The organism is Rhodanobacter sp. G1, assembly GCF_055397855.1.
In genome coordinates this window covers 1,787,454-1,809,290 of sequence record NZ_AP039674.1, presented here as the reverse complement: position 1 = coordinate 1,809,290, position 21,837 = coordinate 1,787,454, and the positions used below count along the sequence as shown (strand labels likewise).

Below are 21,837 nucleotides of genomic sequence, written 5' to 3'. Positions count from 1 at the left end.
TTTCGTGGGGCAGACCGGACATTATCGCCGATCAATGAGCCGCTGGCGCATGCCCGGCCACGGCTTCGCGCAGGCGCCGCTGCATGGTGGACCAATCGACCTTGTCCTGGCGGCCGACCACCTGCAGGCGGGGCAGGCCGCTGCCTTCGAGGATGGTGTAGCCGTCCGTGTCGGCATCCAGCCCGCCCATCCGGCAGACATCGCCCTGCAGCGCGCACGACAGGCCGATGCGCTTGTAGCCGAAGGTCTTGAACAGCTTGAGCACCACGCCCTGCAGGCCGCCGACGACACCGCCGCCGCCCAATGCATTGAGGTTGGCCACTGCGCGCTGGCTGATGCGCCCGCCATCGTCCGCCAGCAAGGTGGCATTGAACGTGACCGGACGCCAGTCCACCAGGCGCAGGTCGTCGATGGAGCCGTGCAGCATCCCGGTGATGCTGCCGATGTCGAACACGCTGGTGATCGCGGCCAGGTCGAGCTGGCTCAGCTTGAAGTCGCCCGCCAGTTCCGGCGCCCCGCCGAACGGCTGTTGCAGCGAAAGACGGGGAGCTTCCACGCTGCCGCCGAACACGCTGGCCACGAGGCTGCCGTCCAGCTCAAGGCTGTCGTTGGCCCAGCGCAGCGAGGGGAAGGATCCGGCCAGCGTGCCGGATATCGTCGGCCAGGCCAGCGCATGGCCGAGGCTGGCCATGTCGATGCCGGCGATGCTCAGGCTGCCGTCGAGGCGCTGGCCCGGCGCCGCGGCCGGGTGCCAGCCCAGGCTGGCCAAGCGCAGCTCGCCCTTCAGCACCGGCACGGCAAACGGCTCCAGCAGGGACAGGTTGCCGCCGCGATCCTGCCAGCGCGATGTCGCGGCGGCCATGGGTATCCGATGGAACTGCAGGCTTTGCCAGCCCAGCGTGGTCGCCGGGCGGTCGCCCTGCGCCGACCAGTCCAGGCCGCCGCGCAGGCCGCTTATCGCGAAGCGCCCGCCGCCGTCGGCCAGATCCAGGCCGTCGGTGTCGAATGCGAAGGCGTTCAGGCTGCCGCTGCGCCAGTCGATGCTGCCGGCCACGCGCCCGTCGGCGCGCAGGTCGTGCCAACCCAGCGTGGTCAGCCAGCCCTGGCCGTAACGTTGATAGGCTTGCGGAAAGTCCGCGCGGAAGCGATTCAGCTGCAGCTTCTGCAATTTGCCCCTGGCGTCGAATGCCATCGTGCCATCGAGTTGCAGCGCGTCGGCATCGTCGATGTGCAGATGCTGCAGTTCGACGGCGCCCTGCTGCGCGCGCGCGCTCACATTCAGTTGCACCGGATGCTCGGGCAACTTCGCGTACAGCGCCCCCAGTTGCAGCTCGCCGCCGTCCAGCAGGCCTTGCACGCCAAGCGTGCTGGCGCCGGCTTCGTTCGAGAAATCGAAGCGCCCCTTGCCGCTGATGCCCTGCCCCGCCAGCACGCCGCCGGCTTTTTCAAAACCCACGCCGGCCAGCGCGAACTGGCCAGACGACTGCACGACGGCGTCTTCCGCATCCAGTGCGAGATCGGCGTCCACCCGTCCGGTCGTGACGCGCCCCGCCCACACCTGACCCAGCAGCCCCTGCAGCCAGGCTGCCGGCCATTGGCGCAGGCTGATCTGCGCGTGGCTGGGTTGATCCAGCGGCAGCCACGCGCTGGCCTGCGCCTTGTCCTGCTGCAACTCGACCTGCATGGTGTCGGCGCCAGGGCTCACCATCCAGCCCAGTTGCGCATCGGTCAATGCGCCGCCGGGCACGCCACGCAATTGCACGCGGCCATCGAACAGCCAGCGCCGTTGGGCGTCGCGCTGCAACCTGCCGTCCAGGCGCAGGCCCACGCGGCGCCAGCCCAGCGCGGCGACGTCGGCCTGTCCGGCCTGCACTTGCAGGTGCAGGCCGCCGGCCGGATCCTCGCCGATGCGTGCCTCCATGTCCTGCAGGTGCAGGCCGGGCAGATCCAGCCGCTTCGCGGCGACCCTGATGTCCGCGCGCGCCGGCTGCATCAGGCCAAGGCCCGGCAACAGGAACAGGCACAGCAGCAGGTGGCTTGAAGTCGGACGCATCTACAGCCATTCTGCCAAAGTCAGCTGAACCAAGGATCCGGTCATGCCCATCAGCCCTGCCGCCACTTCGTCGCCACGCGTGCTGGTGGCCGACGACGACCCAGCCAGCCGCCGTTTCCTGCACGATGCGCTGCTCGCGCTTGGCGCCCAAGTACGGGACTGTGCCAACGGCGACGAGGCGCTGCAACTGGCCCGGAACCAGCGCTTCGACCTGTTGCTGCTGGATTGCCGCATGCCCGGCGCGGGCGCATGCGAGGTGCTGGCGGGGCTGCAGGCAAGCGGCGGCGCCTCGCGCGGCAGCCTGGCCGTCGCCAGTTCCGCCGAACTGGATGCCGCCGCGGAACGCGAACTGCGTGCATGCGGCTTCCACGATGTGCTGCGCAAACCCTGCGGCCTCGCCGAGCTGCAACGCGTGCTGGCCATGCTGCCCGGCGCCATGCCCGTGCTAGACGATGAAGCGGCGCTGCGCGCCAGTGGCGATGCCTCCACCATGCGCGCGTTGCGCCAGCTGCTGCGCAACGAACTGGCCCTGCTGGATCGGGAGCTTGGCTCGGCGGAACGCGACGACGCACAACTGGAAGACCGCCTGCACCGGTTGCGTTCGTCTTGCGGATTCTGCGGCGCCCCGGCGCTGGCGACCGAAGCAACGCGCCTGCAGCAGCAGTTGCGCACAAGCCCGCGCGCCTTCGACATGGCGGTCACGCAGTTCCTCGGCGCCTTGCGGGCCACGCTGCAGGCACTGGACGCCTGAGCGCCGGCTCGGCTCGGGAATACCGCATGTGCTCCATCCTCAACGTGATGGCCGCACACTTGCCAGCACCCGCCACGCGCGCAGCTCGCTGCCGCCCAGGTGGTGACGGATCACCTCGCGCATCAAGCGGCGCAAGGCCGCCATGCCTGCGCGATCCGGCATGCGGTCATCGGCCAGCGCGAGCAGGTCGGCGCCGCGCAGGACATGGGGCGCGCCCGCCGCGCAGCGCAAGGCGCCCTGCTCCACGTCGTAGCGGTAATGCGCCTGCGCCTGCAGCGCTTCGTCGTGGCCGGCCTCGTGCCGCAATTGCAATCCGTAGCCGATGGCCTCCAGCAGGTCGCGCTCGAAGCGGCGCAACGTCCAACCCACCGGCTCGCCTGCGGCCAGCCGTGCCAGCGTCTGCGCGTAGACGTCGAACAGCGCCGGTTGCGCATCCTGCCGCGCGGTCAGCCGCACCACCAGTTCGTTGAGGTAGAGCCCGGCCAGGCCATGCTCGCCGACCAGCCGCGGGGGCATGCCCACCACTTCGGCACCGGCCAGCGTGGCCAGCTCGCCGCGCAGCAGCAGATCCAGCGCCAGCGGCTGGAACGGCTCCAGCTGCGAACGCCGCAGGCGCGCCCGCTCGCCGCGCACGCCGCGCGCCACCACGCCGAGCCGGCCATGGTCGCGGGTCAGGCATTCCAGCAGCAGCGAGGTCTCGCGGTAGGGCCGCGCGTGCAGCACGTAGGCGGGTTGCTGGTCGAGGCGCATCGCTGCCCGCAAGTGTCAGTCGGTGTAGCCGAACTTCTTCAGCATTGCCTCGTCGTCCACCCAGCCCTCGCGCACCTTCACCCACAGCTTGAGGAAGACCTTGCGCTCGAACAGGCGCTCCATGTGGCGGCGCGCGGCGCTGCCGATGGCCTTGAGCTGGGCGCCGCCCTGGCCGATCACGATGGCCTTCTGGCCGTCGCGCTCGACCCAGATCACCGCGTGGATCTCGGCGATGCCGTCGGGGCGATCGTTGAACTGCTCGATCTCCACCGTGGTGGCGTAGGGCAGCTCCTGGTCGAGGCGCAGCATCAGCTGCTCGCGCACCATCTCGGCGGCGAGGAAGCGTTCGCTGCGGTCGGTGATCTCGTCTTCGCCGTAGACCGGCGCACGCACCGGCAGACGGGCGAGGATGGCGCGCTCCAGCTCGGCCAGGCCCTTCTTCTTCAGCGCGCTGACGTAGTGGATCTCGTCGTAGGCGTGTTTTTCGTTGAGCGTGGCCACGAACGGCAGCAGCGCGCCCTTGTCCTTGCTCAGATCCACCTTGTTGATGACCAGGATGCGCGGCGCCTTCTGCTCGGTGAGCGCGGCGTACAGCGCCTCGTCCTCGTCGGTCCAGCGGCCCGCCTCGATCACCTGCACCACCAGGTCGACGTCGCTGATCGCCGCGCGCGCGACACGGTTGAGGCTGCGGTTCATCGCGCGCTTGGCGCCGCGGTGCAGGCCCGGCGTGTCGACGTAGAGGATCTGCCCCGCCTCGCTGCTGGCGATGCCCAGGATGCGGTGGCGCGTGGTCTGCGGACGCGGGCTGACGATGGAGAGGCGGAAGCCGATCAGCGCGTTGAGCAGGGTCGACTTGCCCACGTTCGGGCGTCCGGCCAGTGCGACCAGGCCGCAGCGGTAGTCGTCGTGCGGCAACGCGCCGTCGGCGCCGGTTTCGATGGGATGATCCATGGGATGAATGCTCGGAAGGATGCGGGCATTGTAGTGCGCCGGCCCGCGCGCGACGGTGCAGTCAGGCGGCGTCTGCCGGCCCGGTCAGGTGCGCCAGCACGGCTTCGGCGGCATCCTGCTCGGCCTGGCGGCGGCTGGGGCCGCTGGCTTCGGCGCTGTGCGGTTGCGGTTCGCTCACCGTGCAGCGCACGTCGAAGATCTTGGCGTGATCCTCGCCGCGGCTGTCGATCAGTTCGTACTGCGGCAGCGCATGGCCGTGGCCCTGCAGCCATTCCTGCAGGCGTGTCTTGGCGTCCTTGGATGAACGCCGCAGCGCCATGACGCGCTCGCCGAACAGTTCGCGCACCACCTGGCGGCAGGCTTCGAGGCCGCTGTCGAGGAACACCGCGGCCAGCGAGGCTTCGAACGCGTCGGCCAGGATCGAATCGCGGCGGAAGCCGCCGCTCTTCAGCTCGCCGGGGCCGAGCTTGAGCGCATCGCCCAGCTCCAGCTCGCGCGCGATCTCCGCCAGCGCCTGGCCGTTGACCAGTTGCGCGCGCAGCCGCGACAGCTCGCCCTCACTGGCCTTGGGGTGCGCCTCGTACAGCATCTCGGCCACGAAGGCACCCAGCAGGGCATCGCCGAGGAACTCCAGGCGCTCGTTGTTCGGCTTGCCGACGCTGCGGTGGGTCAGCGCCAGCGCGGCAAGCGCGGGATCGCGGAAGCGGTAATTCAGGGCCAAACCGTTCGACTCACTGGCCCACGTTGCCCGACAGCGGCACGCTCTTGCTGAAGTGCAGCAGGAAGTCGATGTTGTACATGAACGGGATGTCCTTGTCGTAGGACACGTTGAGCGTGCTGGCGCCGCCGCTGTTGCGGGTGATCGTGATGTCGGTGGGCGCGATAGTGTTGTCGTCCACGTACTGCATGCTGAACTTGTACATCAGGTCACGGCGGATGCCGTCCAGCGACTTGTCGCTGCCGCCTTCGCCGGCGATGCCGTTCATCGCCTTCACCACGCCGCCGTACTCGGTGTAGGCCGGTACCAACTTCATCGCCATGAAGCCGAAGAAGCCGACCACCAGCAGGATCACCAGGAACCCGATCAGGGTCACGCCCGACTGTTTCGTTTTCATAGTCCCCTCGCTACGCGCCGGCGCGGCCGGCTGTGGTTGTGCGGTGCTGCCGCCAGTGCAGCTGGCGCCGATTATGCCAGCGACCGCGCCTGGGCTGGCACGGCCACGTCACATCAATGGATGAGCTTGCCGATGCGGTGGAAATCCACGCCGCCCGTACCCCAACCCTTCCAGCTCATCCAGATCATGAAAGCCTTGCCCGCCAGGTTCTGCTCCGGCAGGCAGCCCCACCAGCGGCTGTCGGTGCTGTTGTTGCGGTTGTCGCCCATCACCAGGTAGCAGCCCGGCGGCACCTTGGATGGCACCACCGCGTTCGGGATCGAATAGGGCGTGGTGTAGGCCGGCATGCGCGCGATGGTGTGGTTGACCACCTTGCCGTCCTCGCGCACCAGGTGCTCGTTCCACACCGTGGCGCCCATGTCCAGCATCAGGCGCTCTTCGTCGCGCTGCGGGTTGCCCACATAGGGGCCGATCTCGTCGGCCTGCACCGGCTTGCCGTTGATCATCAGGTCGGAGCCCTGGATCTCCACCGTGTCGCCGGGCAGGCCGATCACGCGCTTGATCCAGTTCTGGTTCGGCACCGGCGCATGCGGGTCGGCGCAGCTGATGTCGCCGCTGCGCACCAGCTTGCCAGTGGCGTCGTGGCACAGGTAACCCGGCCAGCGGAACACCACCACGTCGCCGCGCTTCGGCTCGCCGAGGTCGAGGAACTTGGTGTTGAACGCCGGCAGGCGCAGGCCGTAGGCGAACTTGTTGACCAGGATGAAATCGCCCACGTCCAGCGTCGGCATCATCGAGCCCGAGGGAATGCGGAACGGCTCGGCCACGAAGGAGCGCAGCACCAGCACCACCAGCACCACCGGGAACAGCGAACGCGCCCAGTCCACCGCAACGGGATCGACGTATTCACTGCCCGCCGCGTCCAGCCGTGCCTTGCGCTTCTTGTAGAGGAACAGCCGATCCAGTCCCCACACCACGCCGAACAGCACGGTGAGGGCCAACAGGATGGCGGAAAAGTCGAATTCCATGCTTACTCCCGAGGGTTCCGCTGCTTATTTGTCCGTACGCAACACGGCGAGGAAGGCTTCCTGCGGAATCTCCACCCGGCCGACCTGCTTCATGCGCTTCTTGCCTTCTTTCTGCTTTTCCAGAAGCTTCTTCTTGCGGCTGACGTCGCCGCCGTAGCACTTGGCCAGAACGTTCTTGCGCAAGGCTTTCACGGTGGAGCGCGCGATGATCTGCGCGCCGATCGCCGCCTGGATCGCCACGTCGAACTGCTGGCGCGGGATCAGATCCTTCATGCGCTCCACCAGCTCGCGGCCGCGGCGATCCGCATGCGTTCGGTGCACGATCAGCGACAGCGCATCCACGCGGTCGCCGTTGATCAGCACGTCCACGCGCACGAACGGGCCGGCGTCGAAGCGCTCGAAGTGGTAGTCCATCGAGGCGTAGCCACGCGACACCGACTTCAGGCGGTCGAAGAAATCCAGCACCACCTCGGCCAGCGGCAGCTCGTAGGTGATCTGCACCTGGGTGGCCAGGTACTGGATCGAGCGCTGCACGCCGCGCTTCTCCTGGCACAGCGTGACGATGTTGCCGATGTAGGCCTCGGGCGTGAGGATGCTGGCCACGATGATGGGCTCGCGGATCTCCTCGATCTGCGGCACCGGCGGCAGTTTGGCCGGGTTGTCCAGCGCCAGCACCGTGCCGTCGGTCTTCAGCACCTCGTACACCACGGTGGGCGCGGTGGTAATGAGGTTGAGGTCGTATTCGCGCTCGAGGCGCTCTTGCACGATCTCCATGTGCAGCATGCCGAGGAAGCCGCAGCGGAAGCCGAAGCCCATCGCCTCGGAGCTTTCCGGCTCGAAGAACAGCGCGGCGTCGTTGAGGCGCAGCTTGTCCAGCGCCTCGCGCATCGCCGGGAAGTCGTCGGCGGAGACCGGGAACAGGCCGGCGAACACGCGCGGCTGCATGGTCTGGAAGCCGGGCAGCGGTTCGGCGGCCGGCTTGCCGGCATGGGTGAGCGTGTCGCCCACCGGCGCGCCGTGCACGTCCTTGATCGAGGCGTTGATCCAGCCCACCTCGCCCGCCGAGAGTTTTTCCAGCTTCTTGCGCTTGGGCGTGAACACGCCCACGTCGTCCACCTCGTGCACGCGGCCGGTGGACATCACCAGCAGCTTGTCGCCGGGCTTGATCTCGCCCTGCATCACGCGCACCAGCGACACCACGCCGAGGTAGTTGTCGAACCAGGAGTCGATGATCAGCGCCTGCAGCTTGTCGGTGTCGCGCGGCTTCGGCGGCGGGATGCGCGCCACGATGGCTTCCAGCACCTCGGTGACATTGAGGCCGGTCTTGGCGCTGATCGCCACCGCGTCGGTGGCATCGATGCCGATCACCGCCTCGATCTCGCCCTTCACCTTGTCGATGTCGGCGGTGGGCAGGTCGATCTTGTTGAGCACCGGCACCACTTCCAGGCCCATCTCCACCGCGGTGTAGCAGTTGGCGACGGACTGCGCCTCCACGCCCTGCGCGGCGTCCACCACCAGCAGCGCGCCTTCGCAAGCGGCCAGCGAGCGGGAGACTTCGTACGAGAAATCCACGTGGCCGGGCGTGTCGATGAAGTTGAGCTGGTAGGTTTTGCCGTCGCGCGCCTTGTACGGCAGCGACACCGACTGCGCCTTGATCGTGATGCCACGCTCGCGCTCGATCGGATTGTTGTCGAGCACCTGCGCCTCCATCTCGCGCTCGGCCAAGCCGCCGCAGATCTGGATGATGCGATCCGCCAGCGTGGATTTGCCGTGGTCGATGTGGGCGATGATGGAGAAGTTGCGGATCAGTTCCATGGAGCGCGGTAAGCCAGCCTTGCCTTGGGGATGCCGCCGGAGCGGCGACGCTAACCCCGTATTGTCGCATGGAACCGCTTCGGCGCGAGGCGCGGCGGCCGATCAGGCCGCCGCGCCCGCCGCCATCACTTGCCGTCCGGCACGGTCAGGCCGAAGAAACGGTTCTGGCCGTCCCGCCGAACCAGCAGCAGCACGGTGGAACCGGCCTTAACGTCCTTCGTCGCGGCCCGGAACGCTTCCACGCTGCCCACCGGCTGCTGGTTGACCATCAGGATCACGTCGCCCGGCTGCAGGCCGGCCTGCGCCGCCACTTCACCGGTGACGTCGCCGACCAGCACGCCCTGCCCCGGTTTCAGATCCATCTGCTTGCGGGTGGCGCTGTCCAGCGGCTGCACGGCGAGGCCCAGCGCGGTGGCGCCGCTGCTGCCCGCGTTCGGCGCCGCGCCGCCGTTGCTCACGGCGTCCTGGTCGCGCGGCATCGCGCCGATGGTGACCTGCAAGGTCTGCTTCTTGCCGTTGCGCAGGATCTCCACCGGCACGCGTGCGCCGGGCTTGGTCATGCCGACCAGCGGCGGCAGGTCGGCTGGGCTGCGGATGGCGTGGCCGTCGTAGGAAAGAATGATGTCGCCCAACTGCAGGCCGGCCTTGTCGGCACCGCTGTCCGGGGTCACCTGGGCCACCGCCGCGCCGGATGCGTCCGGCAGCTTGTAGGCCTTCTCCATGTCGTCGCTGACTTCCTGCACCATCACGCCCAACTGGCCGCGCGTCACGTAGCCGCGGGTCTTGAGCTGCTCCACCGCATTCATCGCCACGTCGATGGGGATCGAGAACGCCACGCCCTGGTAGCCGCCGGTGCCCGAGTAGATCTGCGAGTTGATGCCCACCACCTGGCCCTGCAGGTTGAACAGCGGGCCGCCGGAATTGCCGCGGTTGATCGGCACGTCGGTCTGGATGAACGAGGTGTAGGGTTGATCCTGGCTGCCCAGGTTGCGCCCCACCGCGCTCACGATGCCCTGGGTCACGGTGTAGTCGAAGCCGAACGGCGAGCCTATCGCCAGCACCCACTGGCCGGCCTTGAGCGTGCGCGAGTCGCCGATGCTCACCGTGGGCAGGCTGCCGCCTGCGCTCACCTTGAGCAGGGCGATGTCGTAGGTGGGGTCGGTGCCCACCACCTTGGCGTCAAGGATGCGCCGATCCTGCAGCCGCACGATCACCTTGTCCGCATGGTCGACCACGTGGTTGTTGGTGAGAATGTAGCCGTCGCCGGAGATGATGAAGCCCGAACCCAGCGAGGTGTGCGCCTGCTCCGCCGGCGAGGGCATCATCGGCATGCCGAAGAAGCGGCGGAACAGCTCGGCCTGCGGATCGTTCGGCATGCCGCCCTGCCCTGGCAGGCCGCGCAGGCGCGGCTTGCCGCCGCCGTCGTACTTCGCCTCCACCTGCACCACGGCGGGCGCGTTCTTCTGCACGATGCCGGTGAAGTCAGGCAGCGAGGCCACGGCAGGCGCGGACTGCGCATGCACGTTGGGTACGGCGAAAGCCGTGCCGGCCAGCGCGCAGCACACCAGCAGGCCCAGACGCGGGCTGCGCAGGATGGATGGTTTCATGACGCCTCCTTATTGGTTCAAACGAGGAACGGGCACGCATCGCCAACGGCCCCGGCAGGGCCGTGTGCGGACAATGGGAAGATGGAACGACGAACCGCGGGGCACGCACGCGGCCCGGCGTCACTGCGCGCTGGCGGCGCCCTGGCGCGGCGCGTCCGGCACCTGCTGCTGGGCCGGGTCGAGCAGGATCAGGTAACTGCCGTCGTGGTTGTCCAGCGTGCGGTAGCGCTGCGCGCGGAACGACGAGAGGCCGCGCGCATAGGGCGAGAAGTCGGCATTGCCCGGCGCGCCCAGCGTGGCCGAGGCGCGCTGGCTGAGCAAGCCCGGCGCCTTGCCGCTCAACCATTGCGGCACCACCGCCACCTCCGGCGCCGGCTGCGCGGCGGCGAACGGCGTGCTGCGCACCGGTGTACCGGCCGAGGTCTGCGCGGTGAGCGGCGCGGTGTGGCGATCGGAACGGTCGCCGGTGGGCTGGGAAACCATCAGTGCCGCCGCGGCCACGCTGGCGGCGATGGCGCCTCCAGCCGACCAGCGCAGCCAGCGATGCTGGCGCGGCGCGACGACCGCCAAGGTGTCCTGCTGCTCGATGGACAGCATCACCCGGGCCGTGAAACCCGTGCTGGCCAGCGGCTGCAGTTGCCGGCGCAGGCCGTCGCGGGCCAGGTGGTAGCTCGTCCATGCATGCTGCAGTTCGACGTCGTGATCGAGCCGCCGCAGCAGGAAGCGCAGCTCTTCGTGCGACAGCTCGCCGTCGATGCCGGCAGAGAGGTGTTCACGCACATGCAGGTCTGGCTGGTTCATGTCGTTTCCTCGCGCCCGGTCAACAGGGGGCGCAATTTTTCGTCGATCGCCTCGCGGGCCCGGAAGATGCGCGAACGCACCGTACCGATCGGACAACCCATCTGCGCGGCGATTTCCTCGTAGCTCAGGCCGTCCACCTCGCGCAGCGTGATGGCCACCCGGAGTTCCTCGGGCAGGGCTTGGACAGTGGAAAACACCGAATGTTCAATTTCCTGCCGCATCAGTTCGCGCTCGGGGGTGGCGCTGTCGTGCATGCGCTCGGCGCCGCTCATGAACACGGCGTCCTCGGCGTCGATGTCGTCGGTGGGCGGGCGCCGCCCCATCGCCACCAGGTGGTTCTTGGCGGTGTTCACCGCGATCTTGTAGAGCCAGGTGTAGAACGCGCTGTCGCCGCGGAACGAACCGATCGCCCGCCAGGCGCGGATGAAGGTTTCCTGCGCGATGTCCTCGCTCTCGGCGTGGCTTTTCACGTAGCGCGACACCAGCCCGATCACCTTGTGCTGGTACTTGCGCACCAGCAGGTCGAAGGCGCGCTTGTCGCCGCCCTGGACGCGTTCGACCAGTGCCCGATCCAGTTCGTTTTCGCCCGTGCGGGCCGTTTCCGTCGTCAATGCCGTGTTCCGCTGCGGGGCCTGTCCAGGTCGGGCGCGCAGCTCAGACAGGAGTTGCGCGCACAAGTTCAGCCTCATCGCCAAGTCTAGCGATGCCGAAACAGCATGGGGACATCGGACGCTCCGCTCAAGCCGTCGCGTTGGCCTGCGCGGGCAGGCCCAGCAACTGCTGGCGCTCGGCCAGCAGGCGCTCGAACGACACCACCGGCAGCGGCCGGCAGAACAGGTAGCCCTGCAGCTCGTCGCAGGCATGCTCGCGCAGGAAGGCGAGGTGCGCCTCGGTTTCCACGCCCTCGGCGACCACCGAGCGCTTGAGCCGGTGCGCCATCTCGATGGTGGCGCGCACGATGGCCTCGTCGTCGGGATCCACGCCGATGTTGCGCACGAAGCTCTGGTCGACCTTGATGCGGTCGGCCGGCAGCTTGCGCAGGTAATCCAGCGAGGCGGCGCCGGTACCGAAGTCGTCGATGGCGATGCCGCAGCCCATGCGGTGCAGCGCCTGCAGGTTCTCCACCAGGTTGGGCGCGGCCTTGATGCTGATGCTTTCGGTGACTTCCAGCTCCAGCAGGGACGGATCCAGCCCGGTTTCCTGCAGCGCGCGGAACACCGTGGCCGGCAGCTTGGGCTCCATCAGCTGCAGCGCGGACAGGTTCACGCCCAGGCGCAGGCGCAGGCCGTAGCGCAGCTCCCATTCGTGGGCCTGGCGGCAGGCGGTGCGCAGCACCCACTCGCCGATCGGCACGATCAGCCCGGTTTCCTCGGCCAGCGGCACGAACACCGCCGGGCTGATCGGCCCCAGTTCGGGGTGCTCCCAGCGCAGCAGCGCCTCCATGCCCACGATGTCTTCGCTGTCGGTGTCCACCTGCGGCTGGTAGACCAGGCGCAGTTCGCCGTTGCCCAGCGCATGGCGCAGGCGCGAACGCAGCGCCATGCCGTGCTCGCGCGCGTATTCCGGGCTGACCTCGTAGATGCGCCAGGTGTTGCGGCCTTCGCGCTTGGCCGCGTACATCGCCTCGTCGGCGTGCTTGAGCAGTGTCTCCGCGTCGTGCGAGTCGTCGGGGAAGAAGCTCACGCCGATGGACACGCCCAGCTCCAGCCGCGTGCCCTCTTCCAACACCAGCGGCTCGGCCATCACCTGCAGGATCTTCTCGGCGACCTTGTGCACGTCGTCGTTCTTCACGATGTGGCGCAGCACCACGGTGAATTCGTCGCCGGCATAGCGGGCGACGGTATCGGAGGCGCGCACGCTGCCGCGCAGGCGGCGGGTGACCTCTTGCAGCACCTGGTCGCCGGCGGCGTGGCCGTGGGTGTCGTTGACCACCTTGAAGTGGTCGAGATCCACGAACAGCACGGCGAAGCATTCGCCGTTGCGCACCGCCTCGCGCAGGATGGATTCCAGCCGGTCGCCGAACAGCAGCCGGTTCGGCAGGCCGGTGAGCGCATCGATCAGGCCTTCGGCGCGCCCCTGCTCGCGGGTCAGCCCCAGTTCCAGCCCCTGCGCGAAGCGCGCCGCCGCGCAACGCAGCAGCGGCTCCACGATGGCCATGCCCTCGAAGCCGCGCCGGGTGCCGGCCAGCATGGCGCCCAGCACCACGCGGCGCTCGTCCAGCAAAGGGAGGCCCACGAAACCGGAAAGCTGCAACAGCGGCAGCAGCGGATCGTCCGGCGCCTGCTGCTGCGCGTCGCTGCCGTAGAGCACCGGCTCGCCGTCCAGCACGCGCTGCAGCAGCTCCTGCGATTCCAGCGCCGGCCACGCCGGCTCCGCGCCGCTCCACAGCTGCAGCAGCGGGACGAGGATCTCGCCGCCGTCCTTGCGCAGCGGCCACACCGCGAAATAGTCCAGCGCCATCTCGTCGAACAGCAGCCGCGCGGTGGCATCGCGGGTGGCGCCGCCGCCGCTGGTGGCGAAGATACGGGCCAGCAGCGCCAGCGCCTTTTCCGCCGCGCCGGGAGGCGCCGTGGGCGCAGCCGCCAGGGCGGTGGGCGGCGTTTGCCGCCAGCGCGCCAGCAATTCGGTTTCGATCTGCGCGGCGGGCAGCCAGCCGGACACCCCGTCGGGCAATTGCGTGGGCTGCAGCGCCGCCTTCTCGTCGAGCACCGCCAGCAGGCGTACGCCGTCGCAGGCCTTCAGTGCGCGCAACTGCTCGCAGCACTGGCGCGCCTGTGCCGCATCGTTGCCAAGCACGGCCACCATCAGATCCAGCGGCTGGCGCCCCTCCAGCAGGATCGCCGCATGCTGCGCATCGCGGGCGCTGTGGATGTGCCGGCAGCCTGCCTGGTCGAACACGTCGAACAGGCGGCGGCGCAACTCGCGCTGCTCGGCCAGGACGAGAATGCCTTCGCTCATGCCTGCCCGCTCAGCCAGCGGCCATCGCGCAGGCGCAGGCGCTGCCGGCGCTCCGGTTCGCTCTCGACGCTGGCGATGAGGTCGCCCAGTTGCTCCACCAGCGCCTTCGGCGCGTTGAGCAGCACCACGCGGCGCAGGTGCCCGGTGGTGGCGCGCGCCAGCTGCCGCAGCAGGGTGAGGTCGGTCGCGGCCAGCGGCAACTCCAGCTCCTGCAGCAGGTACACGCCGAAATGCATGCTCTGCTGCATGTAGCGCAGCGCCTGGCCCAGGCGCTGCGCATCCGGCACGCGCGCATAGGCGTCGCGCAGGCTGGACAGGCCCTGCCCCGGCCGCCACAGGTACACGGCCTGCCCGCTGTGCCGGGCGATGCCGCGGAACTGTTCCAGCAACGCCTCGCCGTCCTCGCTGCGCACGGCCACCACCCCGGCCGGCGCGGCCAGGATGCGCTCGAACACGTCATGTCCGGAAGACGGCAAGGGCATGGCCATCAGCGACGACATCGAAACTCCCCGGGTGATTCGGCACCGATACGCGCGACAGGCGCACGACCGGCATGCGGTATCCATTCTCCACGTTTTCCGCCCGCTCCGGGGGCCGATGCCGTCACGGGATGGCGAACCGCTTCACATTCGGGACAGCGGCTCGCATTCCTCCAGACGGGACGGTATGGTTTGGGCTTCCTCCACCACCCTTCCCCGCCCATGTTCGAAGGACTGCGCTTCAACCACTGGAAAACGAGCCTGGACGAACGCGGCATCGTCACGCTAGGCCTCGACCGCGCCGGCAGCAGCGTCAACGCGATCAGCCGCGCCGTACTGGATGAACTGGGCCAGATCGTCGAGCGGCTGGCCATCGAGAAACCGGCCGGCGTGATCGTGCATTCCGCCAAGCCCGCCGGCTTCGCGGTGGGCGCGGACATCAAGGAATTCGTGGAATACGCCAAGCAGGGCAGCGTGCTGGAGAACATCGAGAACGGCCAGCGCGTGTACGAGGCGCTGGCCCGGCTGCCCTGCCCCACGGTGGCCGCCATCCATGGCGCCTGCATGGGCGGCGGCACCGAGCTGGTGCTGGCTTGCCGCCAGCGCATCGCCGCAAACGACGACAAGACCCGGATCGCCCTGCCCGAGGTGATGCTGGGCATCCATCCCGGCTGGGGCGGTACCGCACGCCTGCCCCGGTTGATCGGCGCGCCCGAGGCGTTGCCGCTGATGCTCACCGGCAAGACGTTGTCGGCCACGCGCGCGCTGGCGCTGGGCGTGGTCGATCGCGTGGCACCGCCCGACGAACTGCTGGCCGAGGCGCGCGACCTGTTGCGCCGCCCGCAGGCGCGGCCGTTCGTGCGACGCGCCAAGGCCTGGTTCACCAATTCGTGGCCGGCGCGGCAGATCCTCGCGCCGATGGTGGTGAAGCAGACCGCCGCCAAGGTGCGCAAGGAACACTACCCCGCTCCGTTCGCGCTGATAGCCGTGTGGCAGCGCGGCGGCAGCGACATCAAGCAGCGGCTGAAGCTGGAAGCGCGCTCGGTGGCGAAGCTGGCGCAGACCGCCACCGCGCACAACCTGATCCGCATCTTCTTCCTGCAGGAACGGCTGAAGAACCAGGGCGGCGGCACCGAGCCCGGCATCAGGCACGTGCACGTGGTGGGTGCCGGCGTGATGGGTGGCGACATCGCCGCCTGGGCCGCGCTCAAGGGCTTCGAGGTGACCCTGCAGGATCGCGAGATGAAGTTCGTGCAGCCCGCGCTGGATCGCGCCCGCAAGCTGTACGAGAAGAAGCTCAAGACGCCGGAGAAGATCGAAGCCGCCACGCGCCGCCTGCGCGCCGACGTGGAAGGCGCCGGCGTGAAGGAGGCCGACCTCGCCATCGAGGCGATCTACGAGAACGCCGAGGCCAAGGAGGCGCTGTACGCCGCCATCGAGCCGCAGTTCCAGGGCGAGGAAATCCTCGCCAGCAACACCTCCAGCATCCCGCTGGACGAGCTACGCAGGAACCTCAGGGCGCCGCAGCGCTTCCTTGGCCTGCACTTCTTCAACCCGGTGGCGCAGATGCCGCTGGTGGAAGTGGTGCGCCACGACGCGCTCGACCCGGCCATCGAGAAACGCGCGCTGGCCTTCTGCAAGGCCATCGGCAAGCTGCCGGTGGCGGTGAAGGGCACCCCCGGCTTCCTGGTCAATCGCATCCTGATGCCCTACCTGCTGGAAGCGCTGCGGCTCTACAACGAAGGCGTGCCCGGCCCGGTGCTGGACAAGGAAGCCAAGAAATTCGGCATGCCGATGGGGCCCATCGAACTCGCCGACACCGTGGGCCTGGACGTGTGCGCCTCGGTGGGCAAGGAACTGTCGCCCTTCCTCGGCTTGGAACTGCCGCCGGGCCTGGAAGAAAAACTCGACGCCGGCAAGCGCGGCAAGAAGGACGGCCAGGGCCTGTACGTGTGGCAGGACGGCAAGCCGATCAAGCCGGAGGTCGACCCCGACTACCAGCCGGCGCCCGACCTCACCGACCGCATGATCCTCGCCATGGTGAACGAAGCCGTGGCCTGCCTCGCCGACAGCGTGGTGGACGACGCCGACCTGCTCGATGCCGGCGTGATCTTCGGCACCGGCTTCGCGCCGTTCCGCGGCGGCCCGATCCAATACGTGCGCAGCGAAGGCGCGGACAAGGTGAAGGCGAGGCTGGAGCAGCTGGCGCAGCGCCATGGGGCGCGGTTCACGCCCAAGGAGGGGTGGGAGCATCCGGCGCTGGCAACGGGCGCCGACTTCGCCTGAGGCCAGGTTCGCATCGCATGAAAAACGCCCGGCTCATGGCCGGGCGTTTTCGCAGGCGCCGACGATTTACCAGACCAGATCGTCCGGCACGCCGTCGTCGTCGCCTACCGCCTCCGGATCCACCAGCAGCGCGAGCAGGTGCGCATCGATGGCGCGCACCTGCTCGGCAATCTCGCGCGCCACCAGCAGGTAGCGCCCAGCCTGCTGCACCACGCCCAGCTCGCCCGCGTTGAGCGCGGCCAGTTGCGCGGCGTCGACGTGGATGCGGCGGATCTTGCCGCCGTACTCGAAGTTGCGCACCAGGTCGGTTTCGGCCTTGTTCAAAGCCTTGCCGTCCAGCAATTGCTGGATCTTCTGCTTGCGCTCCCGGCGCAGGCGCGCCTCTTCCTCGGCCGCCTGCTGGGCACGCTTGCGCTCGGTCGCCTCGATCTGCGCGCGGATAGCGTAGGCCTTGGCGAGGTCGATCTCTTCCTGGCTGCGGCGCGGCGCCGGCGGCTTGCCGCCATGGCCCTGGGGCTTGCCGGATGGCTTGCCCCTGGTGTCGTGGTTGCCGCGCCTTTCCTCGCGGATTTGCTTGACGAGGCCGCTCTTCAGCAGCTGGTCGCGCAGGGATTCGCTCATGTTCTCGATTCCGGTGGTGCTTGATGTTCGCTTTCGGCTTTGGGTCGTCATTGCAGCAGAAGCTGGCATCCAGTGCCTTTGATCCAGGTCACTGGATCCCGGCCTGCGCCGGGATGACGGGCAGAAGCATTCAATAATGCGGCGGTGGTGGTTCGCTGTGCGGATCGGATGCCGGACCGAGGCGCGCGCTCTGCAGCTCCTGGCGCAGCAGGTGCAGCAGGCGCTCCAGCTCGACGATGCGCATCGCCTGCTCGGCGTCGGCGGCGGCCAGCGCCTGCACGGTGTCGTCTAGGAAGGTCAGCCGCACTTCCAGGTCGGCGAGGCGCTGCTCGATCGCGTCCATCAGCTTGCGATCCGCAGGCTGCGACCGCGGCCGATGCCGTAGTACGCCAGGCCCGCCTCTTCCACCGTCGCGGGATCGTAGAGGTTGCGTCCGTCGAAGATCGCCGGCGTCTTCAGCGCGGTGCGGATGCGCGCGAAGTCCGGGCTGCGGAAGGCCTTCCACTCGGTGACGATGGCCAGCACGTCGGCGCCCTGCAAGGCATCCCATGCGTGCTCGCACAGCGCGAGGTCGGCGCGCTCGCCGTAGATGCGCCGGGTTTCCTCGCGCGCCTCGGGGTCGAACGCCTGCACGCGCGCGCCGGCCGCCCACAGCGCCTCCATCAGGCGGCGACTGGAGGCCTCGCGCATGTCGTCGGTGTTCGGCTTGAACGCCAGCCCCCACAGCGCGACGGTCTTGCCGCGCAGGTCGCCATCGAAATGGCGCGAGATCAGCTCGAACAGCTTGGTCTTCTGGTCGTGGTTGACTGCCTCGACCGCGCCGAGCAGGCGCGCGTCGTAACCCACGCCGCGCGCGGTGCGCTCCAGCGCCTGCACGTCCTTGGGGAAGCACGAGCCGCCGTAGCCCGCACCCGGGTAGATGAAGTGGTAGCCGATGCGCGGGTCGGCGCCGATACCCTGGCGCACCAGTTCCACGTCGGCGCCCACGTGCTCGGCGATGTTGGCGATCTCGTTCATGAAACTGATCTTGGTCGCCAGCATCGCGTTGGCGGCGTACTTGGTCAGCTCGGCGGAGCGCTCGTCCATCACCACGATGCGCTCGTGGTTGCGGTTGAACGGCGCGTACAGCTTGCGCAGCGCGGCCACCGCGCGCGTGCTGCCGCTGCCGATCACGATGCGGTCGGGCCGCAGGCAGTCCTCCACCGCATCGCCTTCCTTGAGGAATTCGGGGTTGGAGACCACGTCGAACTCGACGCTGGCGCCGCGCGTCGCCAACTCCGCCGCGACTGCCCCCCGCACACGGTCGGCGGTGCCCACCGGCACGGTGGATTTGTTCACCACCACGGCGTAGCGATCCAGATGCTGGCCGATGGTGCGCGCCACGCCCAGCACGTATTTCAGGTCGGCGCTGCCGTCCTCGTCGGGCGGCGTGCCCACCGCGATGAAGATGATGTCGCCGTGCGCAATGCCGGCTGCGGCATCGGTGGTGAAATCGAGTTGGCCGTCGGCGCGGTTGCGTTTGACGATGGGCTCCAGGCCGGGCTCGTAGATCGGAATCTCGCCGTGCCCCAGGCGCTCGACCTTGCCCGCATCGATGTCCACGCACACCACGTGATTGCCCATCTCGGCGAGGCAGGCGCCGGTGACCAGGCCGACATAGCCGGTGCCGAAGATCGTGACTTTCATCGTGTTGCCGCTTCCTTGAAAACGCGAACGCGCATTCTAACCTGCAGCCATCACCGCAACGGAAAAGCAAGAGGGCGCGAATCGCTTCGCGCCCTCTCGACATGGCTCGGACAGGCAGCGGATTACTGGCCGCTCTCGCCGCCCGGAGCGCCGTTGCCGGAGGGCGTGGCCGGCCCCGGCTTGGTGCTCACCAGAGTCACGTCGAAGATCAGCGTGGCGTTCGGCGGCATCGGCGGCTGCGGCTGCGTGCCGTAGGCCAGGTTCGACGGGATGAACAGCTTGTAGTGGCCGCCCACCTGCATCAGCTGCAGGCCTTCGCGGAAGCCCGGGATCACGCCGGCCAGCGGGATGTCGGCCGGGCCGCCACCGGGGTGCTTGGACGAGGCGTCGAACACCTGGCCGTCGACGAAGGTGCCGGTGTAGTTGATCTTCACCGTATCGTTCGGGCCCGGACGCGCGCCGGTGCCCTGGGTGATGACCTGGTACTGCAGGCCCGAGGCGGTGACCTTCACGCCCGGCTGGGTCTTGTTCTTGGCCAGGAAGGCATCGCCCTCGGCCTTGTTCTTGGCCGCGAGCTTGGCCATCTCGGCTTCGTAGTTGGCCTTGACCTTGGCCATGAAGGGCTTCATCACCTGTTCGGCTTCGGCGTTGGTCATCGTCGGCTTCTGGCCGGAGAGCGCAGCCTTCACCGCATTCGCCACGGCGTTGGCATCGAGCTCGCCGCGCATCGGCTCCGGAATCTGCTCGACCATCTGATAGCCCACCACGTAGCTGGCCTTGGCCTTGTCCACCGTGCCGGTGGCGCCGCTGGCGGCCTTGGCGGTCGTCTGGGCGGCAAGCGCGCCTGCCGACAAGCCCAGTGCCGCGGTCATCGCCACCGCCGTCAGCGTGGGACGCAGAAACTGCTTCATTCGGAACTCCCTCGTGTTTGGATATGCCGGTGCCGCCGGTCGGGCCCCGTCGCGGAGGCATGGTCGCCCATTGTGGGGCGCCCGCGGCGGGCTTGCAATCGTGTTCCGCTGCGACAGTCGTGCTGCGGAAAGGTTCCGCGACGAACCGCGGTTCAGGCCGAATCGCCCTGCCCCGGCTTGTCCAGCGTCTCCTTCAGCGCCGCCTGCAGGCGTGCGTGCAATTTCACCAGCGTCCGCCACAGGATCACCGCCAGCGCCACGCCGGCCACGAGCAGCGACAGCGCCACGCCGCGCGGTGGCAGGATCGCCGACCCCAGCGCGCCGACCAGCAGCGCCAGCGCGAACAGGGTGGCCAGCGGAATCATCCGTGCCAGCACGTTGCGGATCGCCTGTGTGTAGCCGCCGGTATAGCGTTCGCGGATGCCCAGCTCGGCCAGCAGCATGCCCAGCGCCTCGGCCTTGCGGTATACGGCGATCAGCATCGGCAGCGACAGGAACAGCGCGCAGGCCCAGATCAGCGTGTGGCGCAGGTCGCGATGGATGCCGAGCTGCGAGAACCAGCCCCAGCTGTGCGCATTGACGTACGCGCCGATCACGAACAGCGTGACCACCAGCAGCACATTGACCGCGATGTGCCACAGCAGTCGCCGCAGCATCGCCGCCAGCACCGCGTTCTCGTTCACCGGCTTGAGGTTCTCCAGCCAGCCGCTGTAGCTGTCGGCCAGGAAGCGCAGGGGGCGCGGCGTGATGCGCGACAGGCCGTCGGCCAGCCGGTCGGCCGAACGCACCAGGTATGGCGATGCCGCCATGCACAGCACCGACACGGCCACCGCGATCGGATAGAGGAAATCGCTGATCGCGCCGAGCGACAGGCCCAGCGTGGCGATCACGAACGAGAACTCGCCGATCTGCGCCATGCTCAGTCCCGAACGCAGCGCGGTGCGCGCATCGTGGCCCACGGCGAGGATGCCGAGGCCGCAAGCCAGCGTCTTGCCCACGACCACCACCGCGGCGATCAACAGCGCCGGCAGCGCGTATTGCCACAGCATGGCCGGATCGATCTTCAGGCCGATCGCCACGAAGAACAGCGCCGCGAACATGTCGCGCAAGGGTTCGACCAGATGCAGCACGCGCCCCACGCTGCGCGCCTCGGCCACCACCGCGCCGGCAAGGAAGGCGCCCAGCGCCACGCTGAAGCCCATCCACACCGCCAGCAGGCTGGCACCGAAGCAGATGCCGAGCACACTCACCAGCAGGGTTTCGTCGCGGCCGAAGCCGGCCACGTAGTCCACCAGCCGCGGCAACAGCAGCAGGCCGAGGATCATGCCCACCACCACGAACAGGCCGAGATGGCCGATCAGCGCGAATGCAGCGTCCGCGTGCACGGTGCCGCCGATCGCCACCGCGGTGAGCAAAGTCAGCATCACGATGGTCAGGACGTCTTCGGCTACCAGCAGGCCGACCACCAGCTTCGCGAACGGCTGCTCCTGCCTGCCGCTCTCCTTCAGCGTGCGCGTGGCGACCATGGTCGAGGACAGCGCGATGATCGCGCCGAGGAACAGCGCATCGATGCCTTTCCAGCCGAACAGGCTGCCCAGACCCACGCCGATCCACAGCATCAGCCCCACTTCCAGCACCGCCACCGCGAGCACGCCGATGCCGACTTCGCGCAGCTTGCGCACGCTGAACTCCAGGCCCAGCGTGAACATCAGCAGCACCACGCCGAGATTGGAGATGTCGTCGATCGCGCGCGGATCGGCCACCAGCATGCCCGGCGTATGCGGACCGATCAGCACGCCGGCCAGGATGTAGCCCAGCAGCACCGGCTGGCGCAGGCGCTGGAACAGGATCGTGGTGGCGCCGGCGACGAGCATCACCAGGGCGAGGTCGCGAATGAAGCCGATCTCGTGCATGTCGTCCTCTGTGTGGCATCCGTGCCTGAAGCTTAATCGCGATGCGTTTCGCGCGTCGTGCACCCTGCCTCTCGATGGGCCCGAACCGCGCCTCGACGTTCGCGTGAAAATT

Annotated in this window: 19 protein-coding genes; 2 read left to right on the top strand and 17 right to left on the bottom strand. The window is 68.6% G+C overall.

The genetic code is table 11. The annotated features are described in order from the left end of the window. Positions 1–31: 31 nt before the first annotated feature. Positions 32–2,053, bottom strand: coding sequence for a translocation/assembly module TamB domain-containing protein (locus tag ACZ5Z2_RS08225; RefSeq protein ID WP_464761461.1), 2,022 nt, complete (start codon positions 2,051–2,053; stop codon positions 32–34). 43 nt (positions 2,054–2,096) lie between these two features. Between ACZ5Z2_RS08225 and ACZ5Z2_RS08220 the strand changes: the two genes are divergently transcribed. Continuing rightward, the gene (locus tag ACZ5Z2_RS08220; RefSeq protein ID WP_464761460.1) at positions 2,097–2,804 is read left to right on the top strand and encodes a response regulator; all 708 of its coding nucleotides are present in this window, start codon (positions 2,097–2,099) and stop codon (positions 2,802–2,804) included. Positions 2,805–2,843: 39 nt separating this feature from the next. Here the strand turns inward: ACZ5Z2_RS08220 and recO are convergent, their stop codons facing one another. The 11 genes from recO to ACZ5Z2_RS08165 form a co-directional block, all read right to left on the bottom strand. Then, the gene (gene recO / locus ACZ5Z2_RS08215) at positions 2,844–3,554 is read right to left on the bottom strand and encodes a DNA repair protein RecO (protein ID WP_464761459.1); all 711 of its coding nucleotides are present in this window, start codon (positions 3,552–3,554) and stop codon (positions 2,844–2,846) included. Between the two features lie 15 nt (positions 3,555–3,569). After that, positions 3,570–4,505 carry a GTPase Era gene (era, locus tag ACZ5Z2_RS08210; protein WP_464761458.1) on the bottom strand — a complete coding sequence of 312 codons (936 nt, stop codon included), beginning with the start codon at positions 4,503–4,505 and terminating at the stop codon, positions 3,570–3,572. 61 nt (positions 4,506–4,566) lie between these two features. Then, a complete protein-coding gene (rnc, locus tag ACZ5Z2_RS08205; RefSeq protein ID WP_464761457.1) occupies positions 4,567–5,226 on the bottom strand; it encodes a ribonuclease III in 660 nt (219 codons plus the stop codon). A 10-nt stretch (positions 5,227–5,236) separates the two neighbouring features. Continuing rightward, entirely contained in the window at positions 5,237–5,620 is a 384-nt protein-coding gene (locus ACZ5Z2_RS08200; protein ID WP_464761456.1) for a DUF4845 domain-containing protein, read from the bottom strand. A 113-nt stretch (positions 5,621–5,733) separates the two neighbouring features. After that, positions 5,734–6,648 (bottom strand): signal peptidase I, encoded by a 915-nt coding sequence (lepB, locus tag ACZ5Z2_RS08195; protein ID WP_464761455.1) that lies wholly within the window; start codon positions 6,646–6,648, stop codon positions 5,734–5,736. Between the two features lie 24 nt (positions 6,649–6,672). Next, positions 6,673–8,463, bottom strand: a complete 1,791-nt coding sequence (gene lepA, locus ACZ5Z2_RS08190; RefSeq protein ID WP_464761454.1) for a translation elongation factor 4 — start codon at positions 8,461–8,463, stop codon at positions 6,673–6,675. A gap of 125 nt (positions 8,464–8,588) precedes the next feature. Further along, positions 8,589–10,070: a DegQ family serine endoprotease gene (locus ACZ5Z2_RS08185; RefSeq protein WP_464761453.1), complete on the bottom strand. Its 1,482-nt coding sequence runs from the start codon at positions 10,068–10,070 to the stop codon at positions 8,589–8,591. Between the two features lie 120 nt (positions 10,071–10,190). Then, a complete protein-coding gene (locus ACZ5Z2_RS08180) occupies positions 10,191–10,871 on the bottom strand; it encodes a sigma-E factor negative regulatory protein (protein WP_464761451.1) in 681 nt (226 codons plus the stop codon). Beyond that, positions 10,868–11,482, bottom strand: coding sequence for an RNA polymerase sigma factor RpoE (rpoE, locus tag ACZ5Z2_RS08175; protein WP_464761450.1), 615 nt, complete (start codon positions 11,480–11,482; stop codon positions 10,868–10,870). The genes ACZ5Z2_RS08180 and rpoE overlap by 4 nt, the downstream gene beginning before the upstream one ends. Before the next feature lie 127 nt (positions 11,483–11,609). Continuing rightward, positions 11,610–13,829 (bottom strand): putative bifunctional diguanylate cyclase/phosphodiesterase, encoded by a 2,220-nt coding sequence (locus ACZ5Z2_RS08170; RefSeq protein ID WP_464761449.1) that lies wholly within the window; start codon positions 13,827–13,829, stop codon positions 11,610–11,612. Further along, complete coding sequence (locus ACZ5Z2_RS08165) at positions 13,826–14,329, bottom strand: hypothetical protein (RefSeq protein WP_464761448.1); 504 nt, start codon at positions 14,327–14,329, stop codon at positions 13,826–13,828. The genes ACZ5Z2_RS08170 and ACZ5Z2_RS08165 overlap by 4 nt, the downstream gene beginning before the upstream one ends. Before the next feature lie 201 nt (positions 14,330–14,530). On the opposite strand from ACZ5Z2_RS08165, the gene ACZ5Z2_RS08160 reads away from it, so the two are divergent. Beyond that, positions 14,531–16,594, top strand: a complete 2,064-nt coding sequence (locus tag ACZ5Z2_RS08160; RefSeq protein WP_464761447.1) for a 3-hydroxyacyl-CoA dehydrogenase NAD-binding domain-containing protein — start codon at positions 14,531–14,533, stop codon at positions 16,592–16,594. Between the two features lie 66 nt (positions 16,595–16,660). Here ACZ5Z2_RS08160 and ACZ5Z2_RS08155 read toward each other — a convergent pair whose 3' ends face one another. The 5 genes from ACZ5Z2_RS08155 to ACZ5Z2_RS08135 all read right to left on the bottom strand — a co-directional run bounded on the left by ACZ5Z2_RS08155 (position 16,661) and on the right by ACZ5Z2_RS08135 (position 21,725). Next, positions 16,661–17,215: a DUF2058 family protein gene (locus ACZ5Z2_RS08155; RefSeq protein WP_464761446.1), complete on the bottom strand. Its 555-nt coding sequence runs from the start codon at positions 17,213–17,215 to the stop codon at positions 16,661–16,663. A gap of 130 nt (positions 17,216–17,345) precedes the next feature. Next, positions 17,346–17,558: a SlyX family protein gene (locus ACZ5Z2_RS08150; RefSeq protein ID WP_464761445.1), complete on the bottom strand. Its 213-nt coding sequence runs from the start codon at positions 17,556–17,558 to the stop codon at positions 17,346–17,348. Next, entirely contained in the window at positions 17,558–18,901 is a 1,344-nt protein-coding gene (locus ACZ5Z2_RS08145; protein ID WP_464761444.1) for a UDP-glucose dehydrogenase family protein, read from the bottom strand. The genes ACZ5Z2_RS08150 and ACZ5Z2_RS08145 overlap by 1 nt, the downstream gene beginning before the upstream one ends. 122 nt (positions 18,902–19,023) lie before the next feature. Continuing rightward, the gene (locus ACZ5Z2_RS08140; RefSeq protein ID WP_464761443.1) at positions 19,024–19,812 is read right to left on the bottom strand and encodes an FKBP-type peptidyl-prolyl cis-trans isomerase N-terminal domain-containing protein; all 789 of its coding nucleotides are present in this window, start codon (positions 19,810–19,812) and stop codon (positions 19,024–19,026) included. Positions 19,813–19,964: 152 nt separating this feature from the next. Then, positions 19,965–21,725, bottom strand: coding sequence for a cation:proton antiporter (locus ACZ5Z2_RS08135; RefSeq protein WP_464761442.1), 1,761 nt, complete (start codon positions 21,723–21,725; stop codon positions 19,965–19,967). Positions 21,726–21,837: the final 112 nt, after the last annotated feature.

What these genes read in the sequence shown, in the direction of transcription:
- ACZ5Z2_RS08200 (WP_464761456.1), bottom strand. Translation starts at nt 5,620, where the DNA reads ATGAAAACGAAACAGTCGGGCGTGACCCTGATCGGGTTCCTGGTGATC.
- lepA (WP_464761454.1), bottom strand. Translation starts at nt 8,463, where the DNA reads ATGGAACTGATCCGCAACTTCTCCATCATCGCCCACATCGACCACGGC.
- ACZ5Z2_RS08185 (WP_464761453.1), bottom strand. Translation starts at nt 10,070, where the DNA reads ATGAAACCATCCATCCTGCGCAGCCCGCGTCTGGGCCTGCTGGTGTGC.
- ACZ5Z2_RS08145 (WP_464761444.1), bottom strand. Translation starts at nt 18,901, where the DNA reads ATGAAAGTCACGATCTTCGGCACCGGCTATGTCGGCCTGGTCACCGGC.
- ACZ5Z2_RS08155 (WP_464761446.1), bottom strand. Translation starts at nt 17,215, where the DNA reads ATGAGCGAATCCCTGCGCGACCAGCTGCTGAAGAGCGGCCTCGTCAAG.
- ACZ5Z2_RS08140 (WP_464761443.1), bottom strand. Translation starts at nt 19,812, where the DNA reads ATGAAGCAGTTTCTGCGTCCCACGCTGACGGCGGTGGCGATGACCGCG.
- ACZ5Z2_RS08150 (WP_464761445.1), bottom strand. Translation starts at nt 17,558, where the DNA reads ATGGACGCGATCGAGCAGCGCCTCGCCGACCTGGAAGTGCGGCTGACC.
- ACZ5Z2_RS08170 (WP_464761449.1), bottom strand. Translation starts at nt 13,829, where the DNA reads ATGAGCGAAGGCATTCTCGTCCTGGCCGAGCAGCGCGAGTTGCGCCGC.
- lepB (WP_464761455.1), bottom strand. Translation starts at nt 6,648, where the DNA reads ATGGAATTCGACTTTTCCGCCATCCTGTTGGCCCTCACCGTGCTGTTC.
- ACZ5Z2_RS08220 (WP_464761460.1), top strand. Translation starts at nt 2,097, where the DNA reads ATGCCCATCAGCCCTGCCGCCACTTCGTCGCCACGCGTGCTGGTGGCC.
- ACZ5Z2_RS08160 (WP_464761447.1), top strand. Translation starts at nt 14,531, where the DNA reads ATGTTCGAAGGACTGCGCTTCAACCACTGGAAAACGAGCCTGGACGAA.
- recO (WP_464761459.1), bottom strand. Translation starts at nt 3,554, where the DNA reads ATGCGCCTCGACCAGCAACCCGCCTACGTGCTGCACGCGCGGCCCTAC.
- ACZ5Z2_RS08180 (WP_464761451.1), bottom strand. Translation starts at nt 10,871, where the DNA reads ATGAACCAGCCAGACCTGCATGTGCGTGAACACCTCTCTGCCGGCATC.
- era (WP_464761458.1), bottom strand. Translation starts at nt 4,505, where the DNA reads ATGGATCATCCCATCGAAACCGGCGCCGACGGCGCGTTGCCGCACGAC.
- ACZ5Z2_RS08225 (WP_464761461.1), bottom strand. Translation starts at nt 2,053, where the DNA reads ATGCGTCCGACTTCAAGCCACCTGCTGCTGTGCCTGTTCCTGTTGCCG.
- ACZ5Z2_RS08165 (WP_464761448.1), bottom strand. Translation starts at nt 14,329, where the DNA reads ATGTCGTCGCTGATGGCCATGCCCTTGCCGTCTTCCGGACATGACGTG.
- ACZ5Z2_RS08135 (WP_464761442.1), bottom strand. Translation starts at nt 21,725, where the DNA reads ATGCACGAGATCGGCTTCATTCGCGACCTCGCCCTGGTGATGCTCGTC.